Source organism: Algoriphagus aquaeductus (assembly GCF_003253485.1).
Lineage (GTDB): Bacteria > Bacteroidota > Bacteroidia > Cytophagales > Cyclobacteriaceae > Algoriphagus > Algoriphagus aquaeductus.
The window spans coordinates 58,889-84,282 of the sequence record NZ_QKTX01000007.1; the positions used below are offsets into that span (position 1 = coordinate 58,889).

Below are 25,394 nucleotides of genomic sequence, written 5' to 3' on the forward strand. Positions count from 1 at the left end.
TTTTTGGTTAAGTTGCGCAACATAATTGCATGACCACTCTTCAAAAAGGCACAGGTGAGTGCCTGATTTATTTACTTACTTTCGCACAAATCCTTTTGATGTCTATGATAAAACGATTTCTAACTCTGGCTTTTGGAGCCTCCCTTTTTATGGGAAGTGCTGTCCAAGCCCAAACTTCACCCAATTGGTTTCGCTATCCGGCCATTTCTCCGGATGGAAGTCAGATTGCCTTTACTTACAAAGGTGACCTTTATCTTGTCCCCAGCGCAGGAGGCAAAGCCACCCAACTGACCTTTCACGAAGCACATGATTTTAAGCCTGTATGGTCTCGGGACGGGCAGCACATTGCTTTTGCTTCGGATCGGTATGGCAATTTTGATGTGTTTGTCATGAACGCCGGCGGGGGAGAAGCTACCCGACTGACTTATCATTCGACCGATGAGATGCCATTTGACTTCAGTTCAGATGATCAAAAAATCATTTTTGGTGCAGCTAGAATGGACTTGGCTGAGCATCGGCAATATCCTACCGGATCTCAGCCTGAATTGTATCAGGTCAACAAAAAAGGCGGTAGAGTGGATCAAGTTTGGACCATTCCTGCGGAGTATGTGCAAAGCTCCAAGGATGGCTCCAAGATGATCTATCATGATAAAAAAGGAGGGGAAAACGAATGGAGAAAGCATCATCAGTCAGGCATTGCCCGAGACATTTGGATGTATGATGCCTCCAAAAATGAGCATGTGATGCTGACCAAATTCTATGGGGAAGACCGCAATCCGGTTTTCTCTCCTGACGAATCAGAAATCTACTACCTCAGTGAAGCCAATGGCAGCTTCAATGTGTACAGTATGCCGGTAGCTAACCCAAATCAAACTCAGGCGCTGACTTCATTTAAGAATTTCCCCGTTCGGTTTTTGTCCATCGCCAAGGATGGAACCATGAGCTTTAGCTATGACGGGGAATTGTACACCATGAGAAAAGGCAGCGAGCCTAAAAAGGTACAAGTTTCCATTGCTACCCAAGCTATTTCCAATCCGGATAATTACATCTCTATCAATGGTGGTGTACGCGAAATGTCAATTTCCCCTGATGGTAAGGAAATTGCTTTCATTGCACGCGGAGAGGTTTTTGTCACTTCCGTGGATGGTTCACTGACCAAAAGAATCACCAATACGCCTGAGCAAGAGCGATTTGTGGAATTTGCTCCGGATGGAAAATCACTGGTTTATGCCTCTGAGCGTGAAGGCAAATGGCAGATTTTCAAAAGCTCCAAATTGAGAGCAGAAGAACCGTTTTTCTTTGCGGCAACCTTGCTCAAAGAAGAGCCTTTGGTAAGCATGGCTACAGAGGCCTACTTACCTAAGTTTTCTCCGGATGGAAAGAAACTGGCTTATGTAGAAGGAAGAAGAAGCCTGAAGGTGATGGATTTGGCCACAAAAGCGACGGTAACTTTGATGGGACCAGACTTGCTTTTCCACATGAGCGATGGGGATCAATATTTCACCTGGAGTCCTGACAGCAAGTGGCTCCTTGCCAGCTACCGACCTACGATGACCAATTCTGAGGTAGTTCTTTTGGATGCTTCGGGAAAGGAAAAAATGCGAAAGCTCACCCAAAGCGGGTATTCTGATGACAATGCGAAATGGGTCAACGGAGGAAAGCAGATGATCTGGTTTTCCAACCGGGACGGTCTGAGAAGCTATGCTACCAGCGGAAGAATGGAAGAAGACGTCTATGCCTTATTCTTTGATCAGGCTGCTTGGGATAAGTTTCGCTTGAGCAAGGAAGAGTTTGATCTTTTGAAGGAAATCGAAAAATCCAAAAAACCGGATGCCACAGAAGATAAATCTAAAACCGATTCAAAAGCTGACGAGAAAAAGACCGAAACTTTGGTATTCAACTGGGATGGGTTTGAGGATCGAAAGGCCCGATTGACCATTCATTCATCCATAATGGGTGACGCAGTGCTATCCAAAGACGGAGAAAAGCTGTTTTACCTCGCCCGGTTTGAGAAAGGCATGAACCTTTGGTCAACCAATTTGAGAACCAAAGAAACCAAGCAGGAAATTGCCTTAGACGCCAATTCAGGCCGGTTGATATGGGATAAAGACCAGAAAAATCTCTTTCTCCTTGCTGATGGAAGTATCTCCAAAATCAATCCGGAAGGCATGAAGAGGGAATCCATCAAGATTGCAGGGGAGATGACCTTTGATAAAAATGCGGAAACTGCACATCTTTTTGAGCATGTGTGGTTGAGAACAAAGGGGATTTTCTATACGCCGGACATGCATGGAATTGATTGGAATGCCATCAAGCCAGCCTACCAAAAGTATTTGCCACATATCGGTAATAGCTATGAGTTTGCAGAACTTCTTTCCGAAATGATCGGTGAGCTCAACGTGTCACACGCCGGAGCAAGATTTAGCAGGTCAGTGCCAATGGCCGATGCCACAGGTGCCCTTGGTGTATTTTTTGACTACAGCCATACTGGCAACGGGATCAAAATAACAGAGGTAATTCCCGGAGGTCCCTTAGACAAAGCAGATATAAAAGTAGGGGCTGGAATGATCATCGAACGAATTGACGGAGAATTGATCGCACCGGATTTTGATTTTGCAAAGCTTCTCAACAGAAAAGCGGATAAGTTTACCTTGATCGAAGTGTATGACCCTAAAACCAATTCAAGGAATCAGTATACCGTGAAACCGATCACTCTGGGTGCAGAGAATCAATTGCTTTATAAGCGTTGGGTAAAAAAGAACCAGGAAGAAGTGGAGAGGTTAAGTGGTGGAAAATTGGGTTACGTCCATATTCCTGGAATGAGCGACGGGCCTTATCGAAATGTCTATGAGGACATGTTGGGCAAGTATTTTGAAAAAGAAGGGATGGTGGTCGATACCCGATTCAACGGAGGCGGTGATTTGGTGGCTGATTTGGCGATGTTCTTTACGGGAGAGTCTTTCTTGACCTATGCCACCGCTGACAAAGTGGTGGGTGGTGAGCCTACCGCGCGCTGGACAAAACCTACTTTGGCCATGTTTAATGAAGCTAACTATTCGGATGGACATTGCTTTGCCTGCGGCTATACTGATTTGAAAATTGGAAAAACCGTCGGCATGCCTACTCCGGGAACCTGTTCTTTTGCCGGATGGGAAAGCCTTCCTGATGGAACCCGCTGGGGCGCTGTTCCGATTTCTGCCAAAAACAAAGCAGGAGAGTGGTTGGAAAATAATGAAACTAAGCCTCAGTTTGAAGTGAAAAATATGCCTGGTAAAATTGATCAAGGCATAGACCAACAACTCGAAAAGGCAGTGGAAGAATTGCTTAAGGACATCAAATAAAACAAGAAACCCCGGTCCAAAAGGCCGGGGTTTCTTAATTGCTTATCCATTTAAAGTATTTTACTGGTATTGCTTTGTGTTCAGTGATTCGTCGTTTTTGAAAAACTGAGTCAATTTAGCAAAAGAGGTGTCGAAGTATCCTTCCAGCATTCTCTTGATGATGAATGTTCTGTATTCATCTTTAGAAACGATTGGAAAGTATTCGTGGCTCTTGCCGTAAGATTTGTGACTTACAAACCCTTTTCTTTCAAGAATTCTTACGATAGTGGATACCGTATTGTAAGCGGGTTTTGGTTCTGTCATGGGGGTTAGGATATCTTTCACGAAGCCTCGCTCAATATCCCAGAGGATTTGCATGATTTCCTCTTCTGCTCTGGTTAATGGTTTCATAAGGTGTTAAGTTTTAATTCCATAGAAAATTATACGTTTAGTTTCTTATTTGCAAAGCAAATCGGAAAATATTTTTACATTTTAGTTGAAAGTTTTCAATAATCCATTGATAATTAGGTATTAAAAAATAAAGGTCTTCCGGTGGAAGACCTTTATTTTGTTTTTTTTTCAGCCTTTATGCCGCTCTTAATTTGATTATTTTTGTGGCATGCAAAAGCTTAACGATCGGATAAGTAGGGTCAAACTCGTACCATTTTACAGCGAAATTGGGTCTGTTGGGAAGTTTGTGATGATTGTTTTGAAATAACTCTCCGAGCATCAAAACATCCAGTAGCAATGAATTTTTTGATTGATCATTATTATCAAAATTGGCATAGCCGTATTTATGTCCGCTCCAGTTTACAATCGCACCATGGACCGGGCCCATTAAGAAATGAATGGGCAAAAGGAAATACATCCACCAATGAGTACCCGGAAGTTCGAAAACTGAAATGCACAACACATAAAGCAACACGTAAAATACACCCCAGCCAAGTCGTACGGCCATGTTGTCAGCGAACTTGTCAAAATTTCCCCAATCCGGAATATCTTTTGAAAACCGCTCTTCAGGTTTCAACTTGAAGCTGAAATAGTCATTGTAAATGTTTTTGGTCTTCCACATCATCGTAAAAAGATTCTCGGTGTGGTGTGGACTGTGCGGATCTTTGGGAGTGTCCGAATAGGCATGATGCATCCGGTGAAGAATAGCATAGGCTCTGGGTGAGAGATAGGAACTGCCTTGCCAAATCCAGGTGAAAAAGTAGAAGAATTTTTCCCAGAATTTACTCATCACAAACATCTGATGAGCGGCGTAGCGGTGAAGGAAGAAGCTCTGGCAAAACAGGGAGAAATACCAGTGCAATAGGAAGAAGATAATGATAATCACTCGGGCAATTGGTTTATTAATTGGACAAAGATAAGTTTTGATGGAGAAATAATCCCTAATTTCCTGCAACAGTCCTGAATATTGAGAATGATTTTAGTCAGTTTTTGTATTTTATGTCCAACCTTAACCATTTCCAATCATGAGCAGTCAGAGCAAAGCAAGCGCGATTTTGGTCAAAATAATAGTAGGAGGGATCTCGGTATTGATAGCGGATTTTCTGCTGAGGGGAGTTTCTCTGGATAGCTGGCTTACCGGATTTTTATTGGCGGCTGTGATCATTTTGATCAATTTCACCCTGAAGCCTCTGATGATCTTATTGACTCTTCCTATTACTCTTGTGACACTCGGACTGTTTTTATTGGTAATCAATGCCCTCGTGATTTTGATGGCCGCTGAGTTGATTCCCGGTTTTGCAGTGGATGGATTTTGGTGGGCTTTGGGATTTGCTGTAGTCTTGAGTATTATCAATGGTATTTTTGGAAACAGCCTAGATTCAGATCGCTAGGGTCTGATCATCTACTCGTTGGTAGGCTTTGGGTTCACCGTTTTTGACTTGCACATAGACTAATGGTCCAAGAGTGGGTCTGACCTCTACGATTAGAACTGATTTTTCCTCCTTCAAAAGATCGTTTTCATTGAGTTTCACTTCTTGAATGGACAGGGACGCGCGCGGAAGGCAAAATTCTTCATTTGCAGATTCTATCATGTAGCGTTCCTCTTCAGGATCTATCCCGGTGATTACTTTCTTGTCTGAAGTCCCGATCAGAATTATCCCTCCATCCGTATTTGCCATTCCGGAAATGGTTTTAGCGATTTTTTCTTTTGAAGTGATCTTTTGCTTGAAATCCAAGGTCTTACCTTCTTTCTGCTTGAGCAGTTTGTTAACAAAATCTTGATCAAATTTTTTTGAAAACATTTTATTACTTTACTTTCTCCAGCTATATTAATATTGCTTAGTACTCCATCCAATTTACTTAAGAGAATTCTTGTTGAATTAAAAATTTTTAAGACATGGCTTTTACCAATCCGGGATTTGATCCACAAACTATCGCCAACCTCAAGGATGAACTGGCTAAATCAGGAAAGACCTTTAAAGTGATTCCTGACGAAGAAAACTCCGATGAGTTTGTCAATTTCTATTTCATCGGAAAACATGAAGGGCGCGAAGTCATCTATGATGCGGCGCTTTATACACTCAGGTTACACCATGCCAGCGAAGTCTATGAATTGGCTGAGCATGAGGCTGCCAAAAAATTCCCCAATTTCAAAGGAATCAATTACGAAGAAGATGAAAATGGCAATATGAAACCACTTTCCAGCGAAGAGGAGGAAATAGGCTGGTTCATAACCGAAATCATCATGGATTTGGAAGAAGAGGAGGTCGTCAAAGTCCAAGAATTTGTGGATATCGATACCAATCATGATTACGGCATCGGGCTGGATGCTGCCATCAACGTGGAAGAAATCAATGAAAAGGTGGTCGCTAAGTTTATCCAGGAGTTCAATGATGATACCTTGGTGTTGGACGATACCTTGTATTCATTTCAGACTGAAGAAGATGAAATTTGAGTTTTTGGAAAAAATTCAAACCATACCTTTGCAGCGTTAGTTTTACTAGCGCTTTTTTATGCTTAAAATATCCTGGTCTCCTAAGTATGCTCATTCTTTGCCGGAAGGCCATCGCTTTCCCATGGAAAAATACACGTTGCTACCCGAGCAGCTTTTGTATGAGGGTACGGTAAGCCCTCAAAATTTTTTTGAGCCTTCACCTATCGACCCAAAGTGGATTTTGAATACCCATTCGGAATCATATTTTGATAAATTACAGCATCTGGAGTTGTCAAAATCCGAGATTAGAGCTACTGGTTTTCCCCTTAGCAAAGAATTGGTGGAAAGAGAGATTCTGATCGCGGGAGGCTCGGTACAGGCAGCCCTGTTTGCTTTGGAATATGGCATAGGTATGAATATCGCCGGAGGTACACACCATGCATTTTCCGATCGTGGAGAAGGTTTTTGTTTGCTGAATGATATCGCGATTACCGCCAATTTCCTGATCGAAAACCAACTTGCGACGCGTGTTTTGGTGGTAGATCTCGATGTTCATCAAGGCAATGGCACAGCCGAACTGTTTCGGGGAAGGAAGGATGTGTTCACCTTTAGCATGCACGGCGAGAAAAATTACCCACACCGTAAAGAAACCTCCCATTTGGATATTGGACTTCCTGACGGGACTTCAGATCCCAGTTATTTGCAGATTTTGGAAAAAGAACTCAGTAAGATCTTGGACAGTTTTTATCCCGACTTTGTGATTTACCAGAGTGGAGTGGATGTGTTAGCCACTGACCAGTTAGGCAGGCTTGGCATGAGTATCGAAGGGGTAAGGACCAGAGACAGGATGATCTTAAATTTCGCCAAACAGATCAAATCACCGATTATGTGCTGTATGGGAGGAGGATATTCGAAACACCTCAGAGATATTATTGATGGCCATGCCCAACTTTACCGATTGGCTCAAGATCTTTATTTTTAAGGCCTTAACTTGAATTAACCAAGGAAAAAAAAGGCGATTCTTGCAAAATCAATACTTTATCTATATTTGCGACCTGTCAACCATAATCAATTAAAAGTGAAAAAAGGATTAAAATTTATCGGTGTACTGGGTTTGGCTACAGTACTTTTCTATTCCTGCGGTCAAAAAACAGAATCAGGCTCCACGGCATCCTCTTCCGAAGAACGAGTAGCTGCCGGAGATATGAAGGTGGCTTTTGTGTACACTGACTCAGTGATCAACAAATACGATCTATTCAAAAAGAAATCAGAAGAAATTACCGAAAAAGGCAAAAAATTCGATGCTGACCTTCAGTCTAGAGCAAGAGGTTTTGAGCAGGAAGTAGCGCTATTCCAGCAAACCGGCGGTAATATGACCCAAAATCAAATTCGTGCCAAGCAGGATGAGTTGATGCAAAAAGAACAGAATCTCCTCAGCTACAGAAACAATTTGATGCAGGAGCTTTCTACGGATGAATCCAAGCTCTTGAATGATGTCTATGAGCAAGTGCAACTCTTTATGAAAGATTATGCCAAGGAGAATGGGATTGACATCATCCTTAGCCACACACGTGGCGGTGCAATGTGGTATGCCACAGACGCAATCGATGTGACGCAATCCGTCATCGATGGTTTGAATAAAAAGTACAATGCAAATCCAGCTGGTGCTACTACCCAACCTGCAGCAGCTGATACGACCGCTAAGAAATAATCAGTAACCAAACTGTATACTGACCAAAACCCAGATTGAATCTGGGTTTTTTTGTGGGTAAAAAATGGGTAATTTTGCCCCTCTCTTTGAAAATCCGAACGAAATGAAATAGCGCAAATGGGCCGTCTCAAAACTATTGAAGAGGAGTACCCATTTTCGATTTTCTGTGAACTTTAAAAACAAATATGACTTATGAAAATCACTGAATTTTTAAAACACAATTATAGACATTTCAATGCAGCGGCTTTGATCGATGCAGCAGAAGGGTATAAAACTCACCTCAATGAGGGCGGAAAAATGATGGTGACACTTGCCGGAGCCATGTCTACCGCCGAATTGGGGATTTCCCTCGCTGAAATGATCCGTCAGGATAAAGTGCAGATTATTTCCTGTACCGGTGCCAACTTGGAAGAAGATGTGTTTAATCTTGTGGCTCATGACTATTATGAGCGAGTGCCAAATTACCGAGAGCTTACACCGGACCAAGAGCAGGAGCTGCTTGAGCGACACATGAACCGGGTGACTGACACTTGTATTCCTGAAATGGAAGCCATGCGCCGAATTGAAAATGTCATTCTGGAAGAATGGGTGAAGGCCGATCAAGCAGGTGAAAGTTATTTCCCGCATGAATTTTTTTACAAAATCCTACTTTCAGGAAAGCTGGATGCTTCTTTTCAGATCGATCCAAAAAACAGTTGGCTGCTTGAAGCAGCGAAGAGGAACCTTCCTATCATCGTGCCGGGATGGGAAGACTCTACGCTTGGAAACATGTATGCAGGTCACGTGATCTCAGGAGATGTGAAGAATGTACATACTGTCCGAAGTGGCATTGAATACATGATGTTTTTGGCAGAATGGTATACGGTGAATGCAACGGAGGAAAGTAAAGTAGGATTTTTTCAAATTGGCGGGGGAATTGCAGGAGATTTCCCAATCTGTGTGGTTCCGATGTTGCACCAGGATTTGCAGCGTAATAATGTGCCTCTTTGGGGGTATTTCTGCCAAATCTCAGACTCGACTACTTCGTATGGCTCTTATTCCGGAGCAGTTCCCAATGAAAAAATCACCTGGGGCAAACTTGGAAAAGAGACGCCTAAGTATATCATCGAGTCCGATGCGACCATCGTGGCACCACTGGTGTTCGCAATCGTGTTGGATCAATAAGAATGAAAAAATCACTTCGAATAGTTATGAAAGCAGGCAACACGATGTTGCTTGCTTTTTGTATTTCTACCGGATTTACTCAACAGCTCAAATCCCTATCCGGTGCCAATAGCCCAAATGATGATACCAATCCGGTCTGGATTGGAAACAATACGCTGCTATTCACCAGAGCGTTTCATCCTCTAAACCTCGGCGGAAAATCTGACCCCGGAGATATCTGGATGACTCAGAAAAACCAAAACGGAGAATGGGGGGAAGCCATGCATCGGCCTGATTTGAGTTCGACTGGATACGATGTTCCGCTCGGTCTTGAGGATGTTTTGACTTTGTTGGTTTTAAGAACAGAAAATGGGTCCTCTTCCATTCATCAGTATTCCAAGTTTGGTCAGGATTGGAATTATTTGAGGAAGGTAAACTTCCCCGGACTTTCGGGTTTTGAACTGGGATTGACCGGTCGGGTAGTACAGGGAGGAAAGCTTATTTTCCTTTCCGGTAAGAAACCGGGCGGGGTGGGCAATGAGGATATCTATGTGAGTGAGAAGACAGGAGTGATTGACTGGACCGAGCCTTTGAATTTGGGAAAAACCATCAATGGTACTTCTCAGGAGGTAGGCCCGCATTTTGATCCGGAGTCAAACACGCTTTTTTATTCTTCCAGCTCGCATGCAGGAGCCACAGGCAAAGATATCCTTGTGGCGAAAAAACTGGGTGATTCCTGGCAATCATGGAGTAGGCCCGAAAAATGGGAGCAGATCAGTTCCAGAGGTTCGGAGTCTTCGATTACCTTTATTTCTAAAGAGGAAGTTGTCTGGACTTCTACCCAAAATAATGATGGATTTGCAGATTTAATGACCTTTACTCAACCGGTTCCCCTGGAAATTCCATCAGATTTTCAACCCTCAAGTATTATTGCTGAGCCATCTCCTGTCAGGTCGGTTTCATCCGATCGTATCCCTTCCACAAGTACGTCTTCTGCCACAGATGCAGCGGTCCCCATCAAAAACGAAGCGGAGCCTACAATGCCGGAAATTCCAATTTCCTGGTTAGTGATGGATGCCAAGTTGAAAATTGAAATTCCCTATTCCATCACTTGGCTTAGAGGCAATCAGCCGGTCATTTTTCCCAACGAAAGCCTGATCTCCGCGCTTGAAAATGCCAAAGTCACGACGGTTAAAATTTCTTCAAAAAACTATTTTCCCGCTTTTCTTTCGGTGGGAGAGCTGATGAAAAAAGGCAAGACGGTGGTCTTGATGACCAAAGCAGAAACCGGAAGTTCGGTCTTGCTTAGAGATGTCAACTTTAAGGTGGGAACAGCTGAATTGGAAGGGGAAATTACCTTGACCACGCTCAGGGAGTTATCTGAGTTTTTGCTAGAAAATACATCAATTATTTTGAGAATCAGTGGGCATACGGACAATGCGGGAGACCCTAATCTCAATAAGGAACTGTCTATGGAAAGAGCAGCCTCCGTAAGAAAATACTTAGTTTCGAATGGGGTGAGCTTTGAAAGACTGAGGATATCAGGTTGGGGAGGGACTAAGCCCATCGCGTCCAATTCCACTGAAGCAGGCCGGGCAAAAAATAGAAGAGTAGAATTAACGGTTGAAAATTAACCGGTAAATAAAGATTAAAGGTGAAACGGGCTTTTCTGGTATAGAAAAGCCCGTTTCGCTTTTAAAGTATATAACCTGGCCGGTACTCTCTTTTCACAAACTGATTGGCTGGTTCAAAATTGGTGATTTTCATATTTGGTCCGTCCCAAACCAGTTTGATGCCTCTTCCGGGATAATCAAATTGATTTTGTGATCCTTCTCTTGGTATTCGATAATCATAACTTCGAATCGCAAGATTACCCATCAAAACAGACTCAGTCAATGGTCCCGCCACCGAAAACGGAGAGCTCAACTGATTGAATTCTTTTGATCCATATCCACCGATGCAAGCTTCCACCCAATTGTTGTAGTGGCCTCGGTCTCCTTCCGGTACTCGGTACTCTGTCTTCGGAACAGAAACCTCCTTGGTTCTGGAAGTAGGCAATAGCTGAGGATTAGCGCCATAGGTTGAACACATCATTTTTCCTTTGGTGCCTTCGATAATCACTCCGTTTCCTCCGTCACCCATGATTTCATTGGGTTCCAACTCTTCGGGCCTTGTGGGCTGAATTCCGCCATCCATCCAGTGAAAAACCAGATCTTCCTTTCCCGGTCTGTCAAATCGCAGGGTGATATGAGAGGAGGGAGGGCAACTTTCCGGAAAATAACCTCGCTGAAATTCTCCCACATAGACTGACCCTACGGAGCATTCAGCAGATTTGGGATATCCGAGTCCCAAAACTCTAAACGGTGGCTCCATAATATGGCAGGCCATGTCTCCAAGAGCACCTGTTCCATAATCCCACCATCCTCTCCAGTTGAAGGGCACCAAATTACCTACATAGTCCTTGTAAGGTGCCGTACCCAACCAAAGGTCCCAATCCAAGTCAGATGGAGGTGTAACAGGAGTGCTGGGCCATTGAATGCCTTGAGGCCATACCGGACGGTTGGTCCAGGACCAAACTCGCGTAGCTTCCCCGATCAAACCTGCATTGTACCATTCCACCATCTGTCGGACCCCATCACCGGACGAGCCTTGATTTCCCATTTGGGTGACTACTTTATATTTCTCTGCAGCTTCTGTCAAAACCCGGGCTTCATAGATATCGTGCGACATGGGTTTTTGGACATAGACGTGTTTTCCCATTTTCATCGCCATCATCGCCTGAACGGCATGCATATGGTCTGGAGTGGATACCGTCACTGCATCGATATTTTTTTCTTCTTTTTCGAGCATGATTCGATAGTCCTTATAGTAGGAGGCTTTGCCATGATCTTGTCTCGCGCGGGCAGCCCGTGTATCATCTACATCACATAGGGCAACAATATCCGCTTTTCCACTTCTAAAAACACCGCTTACATCACTGTAGCCCATTCCACCCACACCAATGCAAGCTACCCGTAGTCGATCACTTGGTGCAATATATCCCTGCCCTCCCAAGACATGTCTGGGTACAATGTAAAATCCGGCCAATGCCAAGGCAGATCCTTTCAAAAAACTTCTCCTTGAGTTTTTATCCTCTGCTGTTTTGTTCTGATCCATAGTAAAGGTTAATAAAGAATGTTAGACAGTTTCGAGAAGTAATTAATGTCTATTTTTTCAAAAAAGGAATGGAAAATAGACGAATTGTAAATCCGGGTCTTTAAAAATCGGGATAACTAATTGTAACAATTAAAACAGGAAGCCGAAAAGCCTTTTTCTATAATTTTCACCTACAAAAAAAGGATTTATAATTTTTTAAACTAAGTTTCGACAAAATCAGGTTATCGCAAATTGGCAACCTGCATTCACCTTGAATTTCATCCTTTACGGATTATTGGACCTTTTCTAATCAACAACTAACTAATATGAAAAAAGTACTCTGGAGCCTTGCATTGGGAAGCCTTTTGGCCATGGCCTCCTGTAAAGAATCACCAAAATTGTCCCAGTCCGGCTTGCTTCCATTGCCTCAGGAGATATCTGATGGTTCGGGCACTTATGAATTAGGTGCATCCTCGGGTATCAAATTAACTGGGAGTAGTGAGAGACTGACTGGAATCGGCGAGTTTTTAGCGGAGAAACTGCGTCCCGCTACAGGGTTTGATTTTCCTGTATCATTTGATGCCGGGGATATCGAACTTGAGCTTACAGGAAACGACGATTCGGAGTCATATGAACTTACTGTGACTGCTGATGGAGTTAAGATCTCGTCAACTGGAGAAGCGGGTTTATTCTATGGGGTCCAAACACTTTTGCAGATCCTTCCTGCGGAAATTTATCAGGCTAACCTGCAAAACCAATCTTGGATGATTCCTCAAGGAATGATCAAGGATTCGCCTGAGTTTGAGTACCGTGGATCTATGCTGGATGTAGCACGGCATTTTATTTCGGTTGCCGATGTGAAATTTTATTTGGATCAAATGGCTCAATTGAAACTCAACTACCTTCACCTTCACCTTACCGATGATCAGGGTTGGAGGATCGAAATCAAGTCTTGGCCAAAATTGACTGAAATCGGTGGAAGTACTCAAGTGGGTGGGGGTAAAGGAGGTTTTTACACACAGGAAGATTATAAGGAAATTGTGGCTTATGCTGCCGAAAGATTCATCACCATTGTTCCCGAAGTGGATATGCCGGGACATACCAATTCAGCATTAGCTTCCTATGCAGAATTGAATCCGGGCGTGAATCTTCCCAACGGTAAGCTCGACTCGGTCAACAAAGCACCACTTGATTACAGTATGCCCACTCGAAATCCTCAGGCCTCCGAGCTGTATACAGGCATCGAAGTGGGATGGAGCACATTTGCTCCAAAATTGGAGTTAACCTATGCCTTTGTGGATAGTGTGGTTCGGGAAATCACAGAAATTACACCCGGACCTTATTTCCATATTGGCGGGGATGAATCACATGTTACCGAGAAGGAAGATTACATCTACTTTGTGGAGCGGGTTCAGGATATAGTTTCAAAATACGGGAAGACCAGCATCGGTTGGGATGAAGTAGCCACCGCCAAATTGCTCCCCGGGAATGTGGCACAATTCTGGGCGAAAGAAGAAAATGCCAAGTTGGCCAAAGATCAGGGAAATAAAGTACTGATGTCTCCTGCTAAAAAGATCTACCTGGATATGCAGTATGACAGTACCACCCGAATAGGCCTTCATTGGGCTGCCTATGTGGAATTGGATTCGGCTTACCTTTGGGAACCGACTGAATATGCACCGGGAATATCCAAAGAACATATTCTGGGAATTGAGGCTCCCTTATGGACAGAGACTGTTGTCAATCGGGAGGATATCAATTACCTGGCATTTCCAAGACTGGCTGCGGCAGCAGAAATCGCTTGGACTTCAAAAGACAGAAGAAATTGGGAAGGGTTTTCCAAAAGATTGCCTGCCCAAGGCAAGCGGTGGGATGTTCAGGGAGTTGGATTCTACAGGTCTCCCAAAGTGACTTGGTAAATAATTAGCCCGGTGAAAATTTCCATCACCGGGCTTTTTTATAAAAATTGAAAAAGCAGGCAAAGAGAATAAAATCAGCTTATCCTCCTGTCATTTTTTGTTTTTGACCAAAATGAGTCTATACTCGAGTTACAATTTAAAAGCACTGTCTATTCTATCATTCATGGGAGAAATCATCATTTCATTTAGTAACTGGATTTGGGGCCCACCTATTTTAGTATTGTTGTTGGGAGGGGGGACCTACTTTTTTATTCACTCGGGTTTTATTCCGTTTAGAAAAATGGGACATGCGATCAGCCTTCTTCGAGGTAAATACGATGACGATTTAGCCCCTGGCCAAATCTCCTCCCGACAAGCTTTATCAGCTGCAATTGCGTCTACTGTCGGCCTTGGCAATATTTCCGGTGTGGCTATTGCCCTGAATATGGGCGGACCCGGAGCTATTTTTTGGATGTGGGTGGCAGCCTTTGTGGGGATGGCGACCAAGTTTTACACTTGTAGCTTAGCGATCATGTACCGTGGGAAAGATTCAGCCGGGGTAATACAGGGTGGTCCGATGTATGTCATTGACCATGGAATGGGTAAGAAATGGAAATTTCTGTCTTATATATTTTGCATAGCCGGAGTGATTGGGTTACTGGCCATTTTTCAGGCCAACCAATTGACCGCTGTCATTCAAGCAGTGCTGATCGAACCGGATTCCATGGAGGAAACCGTCAGAAATCGCTGGATTATCGGAATCATTATGATGAGTTTGACCGCAACGGTGATTTTGGGAGGAATTCAGCGAATCGCCTCGGTAGCTTCCAAAATGGTTCCGTTCATGGTAGGGATCTATTTCTTTACCGTCTTGATTATTGTTTTCAAATATGTCGGCGATATTCCTGAAATGTTGCAGCTGATTTTTGTGGATGCATTTACCGGAACGGCAGTGATGGGAGGCGCAGTGGGTTCGGTAATTATTGTAGGAGCGAGAAGAGCGGCGTTTTCAAATGAGGCAGGAATAGGAACAGCTCCCATGGTTCACGGGCAGTCCAAAAATAATGAACCCATCCGGGAGGGCTTGATTGCGATGTTGGGACCTTTCATCGATACGATTGTCGTCTGTACTTTGACCGCCTTAGCCATTTTATTGACCCGGGTATGGGAGACTACCGAAAATGACGGAGTGAAGCTGACTTTAGCGGCTTTTGAAATCGGAATCCCTGTCATTGGAAAATATCTGCTGATGATCTCAGTATTGGTTTTTGCGCTTTCCACCATGTTTACTTATTCCTACTATGGCCACAAATGCTCCAACTATCTATTTGGAGCGGACAAAGCTAAATATTACAATTACTTCTATTTGGTCACGATCGTGGTAGGAGCAGTGGCATCTTTGGAGGTGGTGGTAAGCTTGGTGGACGGGATGTATGCCGTGATGGCATTCCCCAATATGATTGCAGCTTTGTACCTGGCTCCAAAAGTAAAGGCTGCATCCAAAGATTATTTCTCTAGAATGAGAGCCAAATCGAAGTAAAGAAATTGGTTACTTGGATAAGAAGTAATTCATTCCTTGCCCACTATTCTTTTGAAAGTAGGAATGTGAATTAAGTTTTGAATGATGAAATTTCTTGTTGCACCAAACGCCTTTAAAGGAACCCTTTCCGGCAAGGAAGCGGCCGAACTGATTTCTGCTACTTTGAAAAGGGAAAGGCCCACTGCTGATCTATTTGTGCAGCCTGTTGCCGACGGAGGAGATGGGACTTGCGAGATGTTGATTGAATCCCTTGGACTGGAAAAAATCCGGTGTGGGTCACTCAATGCAATCGGGCAGCCGATTCTTGGTTTTTTTGGTTGGGATAAAGTACACCAAAGAGCTTTTCTGGATGTATCTACCTGTACAGGCCTAGGAATCTTAAAAGATGAGCAAAAAAATCCCTGGCTGGCTTCGAGTTTCGGAACAGGAATTCTAATTCAAAAGGCCATCCAACTCGGAGCTAAAGAGCTGGTGTTAGGATTGGGAGGAAGTGCGAGTATTGACCTGGCTACCGGGATATTGATGTCATTTGGCTTCCGGTTTCTGGATAAAAGCGGACGTGAAATTCCGGCTTTCTCCCCGGGCTTGCTGGACGATTGCAAACACATCCAAGCGCCGATTGGACGATCTAAAGTGAAATTTACCTGCCTCTGTGATGTAAGAAATCCATTTTTTGGAGAATCCGGTGCAGTTAGGGTGTATGGCCTTCAGAAAGGTTTGGAGAAAAACCATCAACCTGATTTTGAACTGGCAGTGAATTCAATTTTCCAATTGATGCTAAAAAAATCACAAAAAAGCTGGAGGGATCAAGCGGGATTTGGGGCTGCAGGGGGAATTGCAATGGGATTGGATCTTTTTTTTCAGACAGAAATCAAATTTGGAGCGGACTATTTTTTTGATCAGGTAAAAATGGCTTCACAGATCGAAAAAGTGGACTGGGTCATCACAGGAGAAGGGAGATTTGACGCCCAAAGCAATCAAGGCAAGGCATGTTTTGAATTACTTCAACTCACCAGATCCAAAGGAAAGAAAATTGCAATCATTACTTCGGGAGATGAGGCCAATGCATTTGATTTTGATTTGGTTATGAAACTTCCCTCATTAGACTTTACAGCCCCAAATTTGAAAGAAAAAGCTCATGAAAATCTCCATGAGCTTGTTTGTGCTACGATACGATCCGGAAGGTTTGATTAATCAAACTCTTCTGTAATCCCCCTTCCAATCTTTGATTTGAAGTTTGATTTCTTTAGGGGATAATTTTTTCTGAATAGACAGTTCAATCAAATCGGGGAGCTCCCGATCACTTGCAAATCGCAGGGCAATTATTTGAGACAACTTCAATTGATTTTCCTTTTCTTCAAATGACTTTCCCAAAAGCTGAAAATACCTCCATCGCATTTCATTTAGGATTTGTCGATTCTGTAACTTAAGTGCATAGATTCTTGCCAAAAGAGGTAACAAAACCAAAATGACCGCACCTAAGAGTGCGTAGAGGCTGTCTGAAGTAGATTCCGGCGTGCTAAAATCCATGCGATATACGGTCCAACCCAAAAACAAAAGCGTAAGGGGGGTGAGGACAAAATGGTGGAAGGGATAATATCGGGTGTGGTTTTTATAATGTTGAGTTTTCATAGGAAATCAAAAAAAAAGGAGGCTAAGCCTCCTTAATTGAAATGTATGATGATTAATGTTCAGTTTTCTTTTTCTTGGATAAGGTACTGCGTACATCCACTGCGGATAAACCTGCACCCAAACCGACAAGAATACACACGATCAGAAGAAATAATTGTGCTCCTGACATGAGTGGCGAACTGAAAATATCAAGTAGTATCATGTTGTTGTTTTTGTATTACGATTGACAGCCCGAAGATAAATCCGGATACTGACAATACCAAGATTCTCTGTGCTAACTCCCGGGTTTGGGTTTAATCCAAGTCGTCCTCGAAATCTTCGTCGTCTTCAAAGTCTTCGTCTTCCTCGTCGAAATCGACAATGTTGTCGTCTACAAATTCGTTTTCTTCATCGAGATCATATTCGTCCTCGAAATCGTCTTCGAATTCATCCTCTTCTTCAAAGTCATCAATTTCTTCGAAATCTTCTTCAAAATCCTCCATAGCTATGTTTAAAGGGGTTTTAATGATTGAACACCACGAAATAAGAGAAAAATTCAATTAGACCAATACTGGAATCTTTAATTTTTTTTCACGCTCAATTTTTGTTGGAATTGAATTTTCTGAAATCCACTTCTCCCTTAGTTGTTTAGCCCAAGTCTGCATGTAAAAAATCACATCTTCCCGGCAATTTTTATTCAATTGATCGCGCTTTTCTTTGGTCATTTGGGACAGAATTTCAGGATCAGAGAGCCTTTCCAAATGTCCCAAATCTTCAATACTCAATCCAAAATCCAACATTTTGGAGACCATCAGGTCCATCGGATAGCCACTGCTAGGACAGTAATCAATTAATTGCTCATTCCAATCTCCATGCCGCTGCATCGCAAATCGATGTATGTCATCTTTGGACAATTTGGTTAATTCCTGGGCAAGGTTTCCACAATTACATGCGCCCATATGCCCCCACTGATACGCTGCCCCATGTTGAAGTTTAGCAATTGTCCGTTCAATAGCAGCAATTAATTCTGGATTTGCTTTTGCCATAGCCTTACTTTTTTCAGAGTTAACTATAAACCAGAACTTCAGGTTTAAAAAAAAAAAAACTGATCTTTTGGATCAGTTAAAGATATGCTTGATGTATTTTTTTATCAGCGGCTTAGAAAGATAGTCCTTTACGATTCGGTACTGGCTTGCTTTTGAAATATCCCGCTCATCTACCGAACTACTCAAAATGTAAATCTGAGCATCTTCATCCTGAGGTTGAAATTTGTCCAGAAAGTCCCATCCATTCATTTCAGGCATGTTCAAATCCAAAAAGAGATAGTTGGGCTTTAGATCTGTGATTTCCTCCAATGCCCTTTTTGCACTCTGGTACTTGTAAAACTGACATGGCTCCTTGACATTTTTGGATATCAGTTTTTCAGTCACAAATGTGCTGATGGGATCGTCGTCTATGAGAACTATTGTTAACATCGAAATGCAATTATATGCGCCTGAAATGCATAATTACTTATACAAAAGTACATGCTATTTTTACAAACGCAAATACTTTGCCAGAAAAGGTTGTAATTTTTCAAGATGATTTGGACGAAGGCGAGAATTTTTCCTTGCCTCTGAGCAGATCGAAAAAAAGCAAAAAGTCAGAACCTAAACTATAAAGTGGGTATTTGAAGGTTGCAGGCTTATTTTTCTCAAAAAAGAAATGGCCTACCCATGCAAAACCATAGCCTACAATGGGAATAATAATCAACCAAAAATAGCTTTGGAGATAAAGGCAAACCACCAAAATCAGTAGGACCAGACCGGTGCCGACAAAGTGAAGGACTCTTGAAATGGGGTGTTGATGCTCCGAGAGGTAATAAGGATAAAACTCCTTGATCGAGGTGAATTTTTCTTCCATGGTCATTATTGGGTCATTTGGTTCTGTTGGATGAAGGTATCGGTGGCACTTTTTAAAGACTTTAAAGTCCTTTTAGGTTTGTTCTTGGGATTGGTCACTTCTGTCACCGCAGTCAAGGTCATCAGAAACTTGTCCTGAACCGGATCTATGAAATCTAGAATGACCTGAAGCAATTCATAATTGGATGTGCTTACTCTGGGTCGGTTATTCATGCTATACGGATTGAAAAACCAAGGATCATAAATCCGGTAACCCCAAAAAGGATAAGGATTCATTTGGTTCACGATTTCTCGCTGCCTGAGATCTTCATTGGAATGGTAGCGAATGACTAAGTCGGGTTGCTTGGCGTCATAGACCATTCCTGCGGCTTCCAGCTGCTTTTGCAGTTCGTATTTGACCATCTCATCGATCAGCTGATCCGAAAAACTCTGCATTTCCAATTCTTTGTTGACAATGACAAAACTTCGATAAGGCTTTCTTATTGGTATTTCAGTGTTTTCCTTAAAGACCTCTACAGAACTGCATGAAACCGCAAGGAAGGCCAAGGTCAAAATTAGAAACAGGCGACTGTTCAGATTCATGGGGTGATTTCTCAGCATAATTGTTGGTAACTAGGGAAAGTTAATTTTTCTTTCTTAACGAAAAAACTGCCATCGATAGTCATTATCATTTTTTGGCTAGGCATTGTATTGCTACTTTTGGCAAAAGAACATCATGAGTAGACCTGATTTTGACGATATTTTTATGGAGTTGGCCGTCAATTTGGCCAAAAGATCACATTGCATCAAAAAGCACGTCGGGGCAGTACTGACCAAAGACACACGAATAATCTCCATCGGATACAATGGTCCTCCAGCCGGCACTCACAACTGTGATGTGGAATTTCCGGAACATGGATGTGCCAGAGACTCCAAGGGGAGTTGTTCGTTGGCATTACACGCAGAGCAAAATGCCATTCTGTATGCCGTCAAAAACAATACTTCTGTTGAGGGTTCTACTCTTTATGTCACTTTGGCCCCCTGTCTGGCCTGCGCAAGGATAATTTTCTCTATGGGAATATCAAAGGTGGTTTACCTTTTCTCCTATGCCGAATACAAAGGAATAGGATCAGACGAAGGGGTGGATTTTTTGAAAAAATTCGGGGTAACCGTGGACCGCTATGCCAAAGAATTGGAAGTACATGATCCTTTGATTTAGATAAAATTTACTTCAGGGGTCAAAACGATCCCAAATTTCTTGTGGACCGAATCCTGAATTTGTCGGGAAAGGTCTTGAATCTCCTCTCCGGTTCCCCCTCCATAATTGACCAAGACCAAGGCTTGTCTTGCATGAACCCCCACATTGCCAATACGCTTGCCTTTCCAGCCTGCCTGTTCGATTAGCCAGCCTGCCGGTACTTTGATGCCCTCTGGGGTAGGATATCCGGGAATAGTCGGATATTCACCTTGTAGCGTCTCATATTGGACCTTCTCAATGGTTGGATTTTTAAAAAATGAACCTGCATTCCCGATTTCTTTTGGGTCAGGCAACTTGGATTGACGGATCTCAATGACTGCCTCACTCACTGCTTGGATGCTCAATTTTTCAATTCCTCTTTCACGAAGGACATCTTGGATTGCCCCATAGTCAACTTTGAACTGAGGTTTTTTGGACAATCTGAAAGTGACCGAAGTGATGACATACTGATCTTTTAATTCATGCTTAAAGACACTTTCTCGATAGCCGAACCTGCAGGCCTCTGCATCAAAAGCACTTAATTCCATCGTGCTCCTGTTTAATGCCTTCAGACTATGAAAAACCTCCTTGATTTCTACTCCATAGGCTCCGATATTTTGCATAGGAGAGGCTCCGACCGTTCCCGGAATGAGGGATAAATTTTCAATTCCTGCCCAGTCTTTTTCTATGCAATATCTCACCCAATCATGCCAAACTTCTCCCGAACCCACCTCAATCCAGACCGAATTGTCATCTTCGGAAAGCAAGTGGATTCCTTTGATTTCCACCTTAATCACTAATCCCTGCACATCTTGCGTCAGAAGTACATTGCTTCCACCACCCAAGATCAAAACCGGCAATTTTTTATGTTTTGCCCAAATTAGTGCCTTTTCGAGGTCTCCTACAGACTTGGCGATGGTAAAGAATTCGGCTTTTTTATCAATTCCAAAAGTGTTGTAAGGTTTCAACGAAAGGTTTTCTTGTATCTTCATGGGCCAAGGCTTGTCCTGCGAAATAAGCAAGATTTTGCGCCATTCCGAAATGGAAAAACCGATCTATTAACTCTGTCCATGAAAGAAATCCAAATCAACGGAACCCGGGTTCGACCCGGACAGTCAGTCAATATTGAATTACCGATCGCAAAACTTCCAACCCATACGGTGATTGATCTTCCCATTTTTATCCGATCATCCAAGCAGGAAGGCCCAGTGGTTCTGATCAGTGGGGGAGTCCATGGGGACGAAATCAACGGGGTAGTGACAGCCAAAAAAATTCTCGAAGAGGTAGATAATAATTTGACCTTGGAGCGGGGAACGCTTATCATCGTGCCCTTGGTGAATATTTATGGATTTCTTTCCAACAGCAGGACATTTCCAGATGGAAGGGATCTAAACCGGAGTTTTCCTGGCAGTAAAAAAGGTTCTTTAGCCTCCCGGATAGCATTTATCCTCAGTGAGGAAATCATTCCCTTGATTGATTTCGGAATAGACTTTCATACCGGTGGCCGTATGCTTTCCAACCATCCCCAAATCCGGGTCGATTACAAAGACAAAGTGGGGTTGGAATTGGCCAAGGCTTTTGGAACTCACTATGTCGTTCATTCTAAGCACATTGAAAAATCATTCCGAAAGACTGCCTACAAAAGCAGAAAGCACCTCTTAGTGTACGAAGGTGGTGAATCCATGCGCCTCGATCCTTACGCCATTGAGGAGGGTATTGTCGGCACCAAACGCCTCCTTCATCACCTTGAAATGATCAATGCTCCTCAATTGCCTCAAAATACAATTGTATTGAAAGACAGCGAATGGATCCGGGCCAAAGCCTCAGGCATTTTTTACAGTTCGGTGAGATTAGGAGATTTTGTAAGAAAAGGGGAAGTGCTGGCCCATATTTCCGATCCCTATGGTCAGGTGATCGTTCCTGTAAAAGCCGGTACCAACGGGCATGTCATCGGTTTAAATAATAATCCAGTGATCAACGTAGGAGATGCCGTGATACATTTGGGCATGGAGTAGAGGCCTGATGAAATGCCCATGAGAATGGCTTCTCACACAACTTGTCCCGATTCGCCGCGGCAGATCGGGAGGGAAATGATTATCCAAGGCATTCTCCCGATGATAGATCGGGACAGGCTATGTGGCAAATTAAAATCAAATTATAAACAGAGGAACTCAATACAAAAAAAGCACCGCTTCATTTCGGTGCTTTTTAAATACTGACTCTTGTTCAACTTAACTGAAGTAGGCCCTCAGACCTTCGAGTTTGTCCACGAGTTGGGCCTCCACTTTTCGGTAATCCATTGGATCAGCAAGAGGCGCATGTACTGAAAAGTAATATTTGATCTTAGGTTCGGTACCTGAAGGTCTTGCGGAGATTTTGCTTCCGTCTTCCAGATAGAATTGCATTACGTTGGACTTATCCATGTCCAGATTTTCTACCTTTCCGGACTGAACATGGGTTATTGTGGAGTTTTTAACATCCACGATTTTCACTACTTCAGACCCGTTCATTTCCTTGGGAGGATTTGTTCGGAAATCTGCCATCAGTTTTTGAATCTGTTCGGCACCGTCTTTTCCTTTTTTGGTCACCGAGATGAGTGATTCTTTGTAAAATTCGAACTGGTTGTAAATCTCCGCCAAGACCTGGAAGACATTTTTCCCTTGGCTTTTGTAGTAGGCAATAACTTCGGCTACCATCGCGCAGGCACTCACGCCGTCCTTATCTCTCACAAAATCGCCTACCAAGTATCCATACGACTCTTCTCCGCCTCCGATGTAGGTTTCTTTTCCTTCCAAGTCTCGGATGATAGCAGCTATATTCTTGAAGCCCGTCAGGACATTGAAGCATTTCACTCCAAATCCGCCGGCAATTTCATTGATCAGTTCGGTGGTCACGATGGTATTGACCATGAATTGTTTGCCATCCAGTTTTCCGGATTCTTTCCAACGGGAAAGCAAATAGTAGGAGAGAAGGGTACCTGTCTGATTTCCGTTTAGTAATTCAAATTCACCTTTTTCGTTTGGTACCACAGCTGCATAACGGTCCCCGTCTGGGTCACAGGCTAGGACCAATTCGGCTCCTACCTTTTTCCCTAATTCGATGGAAAGTGTCAATGCCTCCGCTTCTTCAGGATTGGGATAAATGACCGTTGGAAAGGTGCCATCCGGCTCGATTTGCTCTTTGACGACATGAATATTGTCGAATCCAAATGCCTTCAGAGCTGCAGGAACCATTTTTCCAGAGGCACCATGAATCGGGGAAAAGACGATCGGAATGGACTTTTGCGCTTGGATCTCTGCTTTGGCGAGGCTGAGTCCCTTCACTTTTTCCAGATAAATCGCGTCAAAGTCTTCTTCAATGTAGTGAATCAACTCATCGTTTTTGTTCCAATTGACCTGGTCAAAAGAGGTTATTTTTTGAACCTCCTTGATGATGTTGTTGTCATGGGGAGACACAACCTGCGCACCATCTTCCCAATAGGCCTTGTATCCGTTGTATTCCTTGGGATTGTGGGAAGCGGTGATCATCACGCCAGATTTGCATCCATAGTGTCGGACCGCAAAAGAAAGCATGGGGGTAGGTCTCATCTCCCTGAAATACATCACCGTGATGCCATTGGCCGTAAGGACATCTGCCGTGGTTTTTGCAAAAAGGGTATTGTTGATTCTACTGTCATGGGTGATGGCTACCTTGATTTTTTCACCGGGAAAGCATTGTAATAGGTAATTGGCCAACCCTTGGGTGGCCATTCCTACCGTGTATACATTCATTCGGTTGGTACCTACGCCCATCAATCCACGAAGGCCTCCGGTACCGAATTCTAAATCCTGATAAAAGGAATCAACCAATTCAGTGGGATTTTCCGCGATTAATTTTTGGATGGAGGCTTTGGTTTCAGCATCCACATTTCCATCTAGCCAACTTTGGGCTTTGCTTAAGATTGCAGGGTCGATTAAACTCATTTTGGTTAAAAATTTCTGTGTGGTCTAAGTTATAGAAATTGTCAAAATATGCCATTCTTCCCTGAAAAATGATCACAAAACCTATCGATTTGGCTTATTTTAAATGATAAAAAAGCAATTTGATTTTGATTGGTTGGGATAAAAAGTATTTTTAGAATCATCAATGCCCGATCATTCATCCATGAAATTCTTCTCCTCTGTGAGCTTAACCTTTTTAACAGCCTTCATACTGGCCTGTTTTTCTCCCGTTAATGCCATCCCCGGCAAAATGGGGCTACCGCCTTTACATGCGAATGATTTTGCTGCCCATATTCACCTTTGGGAAAGTGGGGGTGAATTTTTAGCGGACCCAATCAAGGTGCGAGAATCTACCACAGAGCTCCACGTCCAGGTAGGCGAGAAACTTTTTGTCTTTGGGAAATCAAGGGGAACACTCGATAAAGTAAAGATCGGAATGCATGTCTTGACCTTTGCCCAGTTGGCAGGTACAGAGGGATTGGAAAGTGGTTTCAAGGCAGTTTCATGGAAAAAGCTCAGGGATGGTTCCATCCAGATTCAGTCTTCCTATTCTCCTTGGCCTACGGTCTTGACCTGGACAGTCTTGGCTTCAGGACAGCTTAAAATGGAGGCTCATGGCAACTTGGACTTCCCATCGGCCAATTCCATAGGTTTGGGTTTTGATCTTCCACAAAATGAACTTACCAAACTTCAATGGCGTGTCAAAGGTCAAACAGCAGGAATGTGGCAACCGGGAAATCTTCAGCAAAGCGGAAATTCTGATCCCATTTACTTTCACGGAATTGAAGAGGTTAATCTAAATTTTGAGTCAGTTTCATTGGCGATAAAATCTGATACTCCGGATCTGGTGCTCAAATTCCCTTTACCCTTATCACCGGGATCTACGACCAATCTATCCGACTTAAGCTTCCTTTTTGCCGGTCTGGAGCATGCCATTCCCGATACCGCTTTACCCGAATCACCTTCGGATTTAATTCCACAAGCCCAAGGACGAGCACTTTCTGCCAGAGCCATGATCCTTTGGTTTGATTTCCACTAAACTTGAAAAAACCCAA

At 43.2% G+C, this 25,394-nt stretch carries 25 protein-coding genes; 13 read left to right on the forward strand and 12 right to left on the reverse strand.

Annotated elements, in window-relative coordinates; genetic code table 11:
• Positions 1–98: 98 nt before the first annotated feature.
• Positions 99–3,341 (forward strand): S41 family peptidase, encoded by a 3,243-nt coding sequence (locus tag CLV31_RS10845; RefSeq protein ID WP_111393081.1) that lies wholly within the window; start codon positions 99–101, stop codon positions 3,339–3,341.
• A 60-nt stretch (positions 3,342–3,401) separates the two neighbouring features.
• On the opposite strand, the gene CLV31_RS10850 is transcribed toward CLV31_RS10845, so the two are convergent.
• Together CLV31_RS10850 and CLV31_RS10855 are read right to left on the reverse strand one after the other, a co-directional pair.
• Positions 3,402–3,731, reverse strand: coding sequence for a BlaI/MecI/CopY family transcriptional regulator (locus tag CLV31_RS10850; RefSeq protein WP_111392918.1), 330 nt, complete (start codon positions 3,729–3,731; stop codon positions 3,402–3,404).
• 175 nt (positions 3,732–3,906) lie between these two features.
• On the reverse strand, positions 3,907–4,656 hold the full coding sequence (locus CLV31_RS10855) for an acyl-CoA desaturase (RefSeq protein WP_111392919.1): 750 nt from the start codon (positions 4,654–4,656) through the stop codon (positions 3,907–3,909).
• Positions 4,657–4,795: 139 nt separating this feature from the next.
• Between CLV31_RS10855 and CLV31_RS10860 the strand changes: the two genes are divergently transcribed.
• Positions 4,796–5,161, forward strand: a complete 366-nt coding sequence (locus CLV31_RS10860) for a phage holin family protein (RefSeq protein WP_111392920.1) — start codon at positions 4,796–4,798, stop codon at positions 5,159–5,161.
• Here CLV31_RS10860 and CLV31_RS10865 read toward each other — a convergent pair.
• Positions 5,150–5,572 (reverse strand): AlbA family DNA-binding domain-containing protein, encoded by a 423-nt coding sequence (locus tag CLV31_RS10865; RefSeq protein ID WP_111392921.1) that lies wholly within the window; start codon positions 5,570–5,572, stop codon positions 5,150–5,152. The two genes, CLV31_RS10860 and CLV31_RS10865, sit on opposite strands and share 12 nt — an antisense overlap.
• Positions 5,573–5,667: 95 nt before the next feature.
• Between CLV31_RS10865 and CLV31_RS10870 the strand changes: the two genes are divergently transcribed.
• The 5 genes from CLV31_RS10870 (at position 5,668) to CLV31_RS10895 (ending at position 10,692) form a co-directional block, all read left to right on the forward strand.
• Entirely contained in the window at positions 5,668–6,225 is a 558-nt protein-coding gene (locus CLV31_RS10870; RefSeq protein ID WP_111392922.1) for a hypothetical protein, read from the forward strand.
• A gap of 58 nt (positions 6,226–6,283) precedes the next feature.
• A complete protein-coding gene (locus CLV31_RS10875; RefSeq protein ID WP_111392923.1) occupies positions 6,284–7,186 on the forward strand; it encodes a histone deacetylase family protein in 903 nt (300 codons plus the stop codon).
• Between the two features lie 96 nt (positions 7,187–7,282).
• A complete protein-coding gene (locus tag CLV31_RS10880; RefSeq protein WP_111392924.1) occupies positions 7,283–7,915 on the forward strand; it encodes an OmpH family outer membrane protein in 633 nt (210 codons plus the stop codon).
• A gap of 192 nt (positions 7,916–8,107) precedes the next feature.
• Complete coding sequence (locus CLV31_RS10890) at positions 8,108–9,079, forward strand: deoxyhypusine synthase family protein (protein WP_111392926.1); 972 nt, start codon at positions 8,108–8,110, stop codon at positions 9,077–9,079.
• Between the two features lie 26 nt (positions 9,080–9,105).
• Positions 9,106–10,692, forward strand: a complete 1,587-nt coding sequence (locus tag CLV31_RS10895) for an OmpA family protein (RefSeq protein ID WP_181452611.1) — start codon at positions 9,106–9,108, stop codon at positions 10,690–10,692.
• 61 nt (positions 10,693–10,753) lie between these two features.
• Here CLV31_RS10895 and CLV31_RS10900 read toward each other — a convergent pair whose 3' ends face one another.
• The gene (locus tag CLV31_RS10900) at positions 10,754–12,214 is read right to left on the reverse strand and encodes a Gfo/Idh/MocA family protein (protein ID WP_111392928.1); all 1,461 of its coding nucleotides are present in this window, start codon (positions 12,212–12,214) and stop codon (positions 10,754–10,756) included.
• A 305-nt stretch (positions 12,215–12,519) separates the two neighbouring features.
• Between CLV31_RS10900 and CLV31_RS10905 the strand changes: the two genes are divergently transcribed.
• From CLV31_RS10905 to CLV31_RS10915, 3 genes are all read left to right on the forward strand, one after another.
• On the forward strand, positions 12,520–14,112 hold the full coding sequence (locus CLV31_RS10905; protein ID WP_245943379.1) for a beta-N-acetylhexosaminidase: 1,593 nt from the start codon (positions 12,520–12,522) through the stop codon (positions 14,110–14,112).
• Positions 14,113–14,275: 163 nt separating this feature from the next.
• On the forward strand, positions 14,276–15,631 hold the full coding sequence (locus CLV31_RS10910) for an alanine/glycine:cation symporter family protein (RefSeq protein ID WP_111392929.1): 1,356 nt from the start codon (positions 14,276–14,278) through the stop codon (positions 15,629–15,631).
• Positions 15,632–15,712: 81 nt separating this feature from the next.
• Positions 15,713–16,825, forward strand: coding sequence for a glycerate kinase family protein (locus CLV31_RS10915; protein ID WP_245943380.1), 1,113 nt, complete (start codon positions 15,713–15,715; stop codon positions 16,823–16,825).
• On the opposite strand, the gene CLV31_RS10920 is transcribed toward CLV31_RS10915, so the two are convergent.
• From CLV31_RS10920 to CLV31_RS10945, 6 genes are all read right to left on the reverse strand, one after another.
• Positions 16,826–17,263: a DUF6526 family protein gene (locus tag CLV31_RS10920; RefSeq protein WP_111392931.1), complete on the reverse strand. Its 438-nt coding sequence runs from the start codon at positions 17,261–17,263 to the stop codon at positions 16,826–16,828.
• A gap of 293 nt (positions 17,264–17,556) precedes the next feature.
• Positions 17,557–17,745 (reverse strand): hypothetical protein, encoded by a 189-nt coding sequence (locus tag CLV31_RS21825; protein ID WP_181452612.1) that lies wholly within the window; start codon positions 17,743–17,745, stop codon positions 17,557–17,559.
• A 57-nt stretch (positions 17,746–17,802) separates the two neighbouring features.
• Entirely contained in the window at positions 17,803–18,288 is a 486-nt protein-coding gene (locus CLV31_RS10930; RefSeq protein ID WP_111392932.1) for a hypothetical protein, read from the reverse strand.
• 72 nt (positions 18,289–18,360) lie between these two features.
• Positions 18,361–18,717, reverse strand: coding sequence for a response regulator (locus tag CLV31_RS10935; protein WP_111392933.1), 357 nt, complete (start codon positions 18,715–18,717; stop codon positions 18,361–18,363).
• A gap of 100 nt (positions 18,718–18,817) precedes the next feature.
• Positions 18,818–19,144 carry a DUF962 domain-containing protein gene (locus CLV31_RS10940; RefSeq protein WP_111393083.1) on the reverse strand — a complete coding sequence of 109 codons (327 nt, stop codon included), beginning with the start codon at positions 19,142–19,144 and terminating at the stop codon, positions 18,818–18,820.
• A 5-nt stretch (positions 19,145–19,149) separates the two neighbouring features.
• Complete coding sequence (locus CLV31_RS10945) at positions 19,150–19,725, reverse strand: DUF4136 domain-containing protein (protein WP_111393084.1); 576 nt, start codon at positions 19,723–19,725, stop codon at positions 19,150–19,152.
• A gap of 133 nt (positions 19,726–19,858) precedes the next feature.
• On the opposite strand from CLV31_RS10945, the gene CLV31_RS10950 reads away from it, so the two are divergent.
• Positions 19,859–20,341, forward strand: a complete 483-nt coding sequence (locus CLV31_RS10950; RefSeq protein ID WP_111392934.1) for a deoxycytidylate deaminase — start codon at positions 19,859–19,861, stop codon at positions 20,339–20,341.
• Here the strand turns inward: CLV31_RS10950 and murB are convergent.
• Positions 20,338–21,351, reverse strand: coding sequence for a UDP-N-acetylmuramate dehydrogenase (murB, locus tag CLV31_RS10955; protein ID WP_111392935.1), 1,014 nt, complete (start codon positions 21,349–21,351; stop codon positions 20,338–20,340). The genes CLV31_RS10950 and murB overlap by 4 nt on opposite strands.
• Before the next feature lie 78 nt (positions 21,352–21,429).
• Here murB and CLV31_RS10960 point away from each other — a divergent pair, with 78 nt between their 5' ends.
• Positions 21,430–22,374, forward strand: coding sequence for a succinylglutamate desuccinylase/aspartoacylase family protein (locus CLV31_RS10960; RefSeq protein WP_111392936.1), 945 nt, complete (start codon positions 21,430–21,432; stop codon positions 22,372–22,374).
• A gap of 216 nt (positions 22,375–22,590) precedes the next feature.
• On the opposite strand, the gene CLV31_RS10965 is transcribed toward CLV31_RS10960, so the two are convergent.
• Entirely contained in the window at positions 22,591–24,321 is a 1,731-nt protein-coding gene (locus CLV31_RS10965; RefSeq protein WP_111392937.1) for a phospho-sugar mutase, read from the reverse strand.
• 199 nt (positions 24,322–24,520) lie between these two features.
• Between CLV31_RS10965 and CLV31_RS10970 the strand changes: the two genes are divergently transcribed.
• Entirely contained in the window at positions 24,521–25,378 is an 858-nt protein-coding gene (locus tag CLV31_RS10970; protein ID WP_181452613.1) for a hypothetical protein, read from the forward strand.
• Positions 25,379–25,394 lie beyond the last annotated feature (16 nt).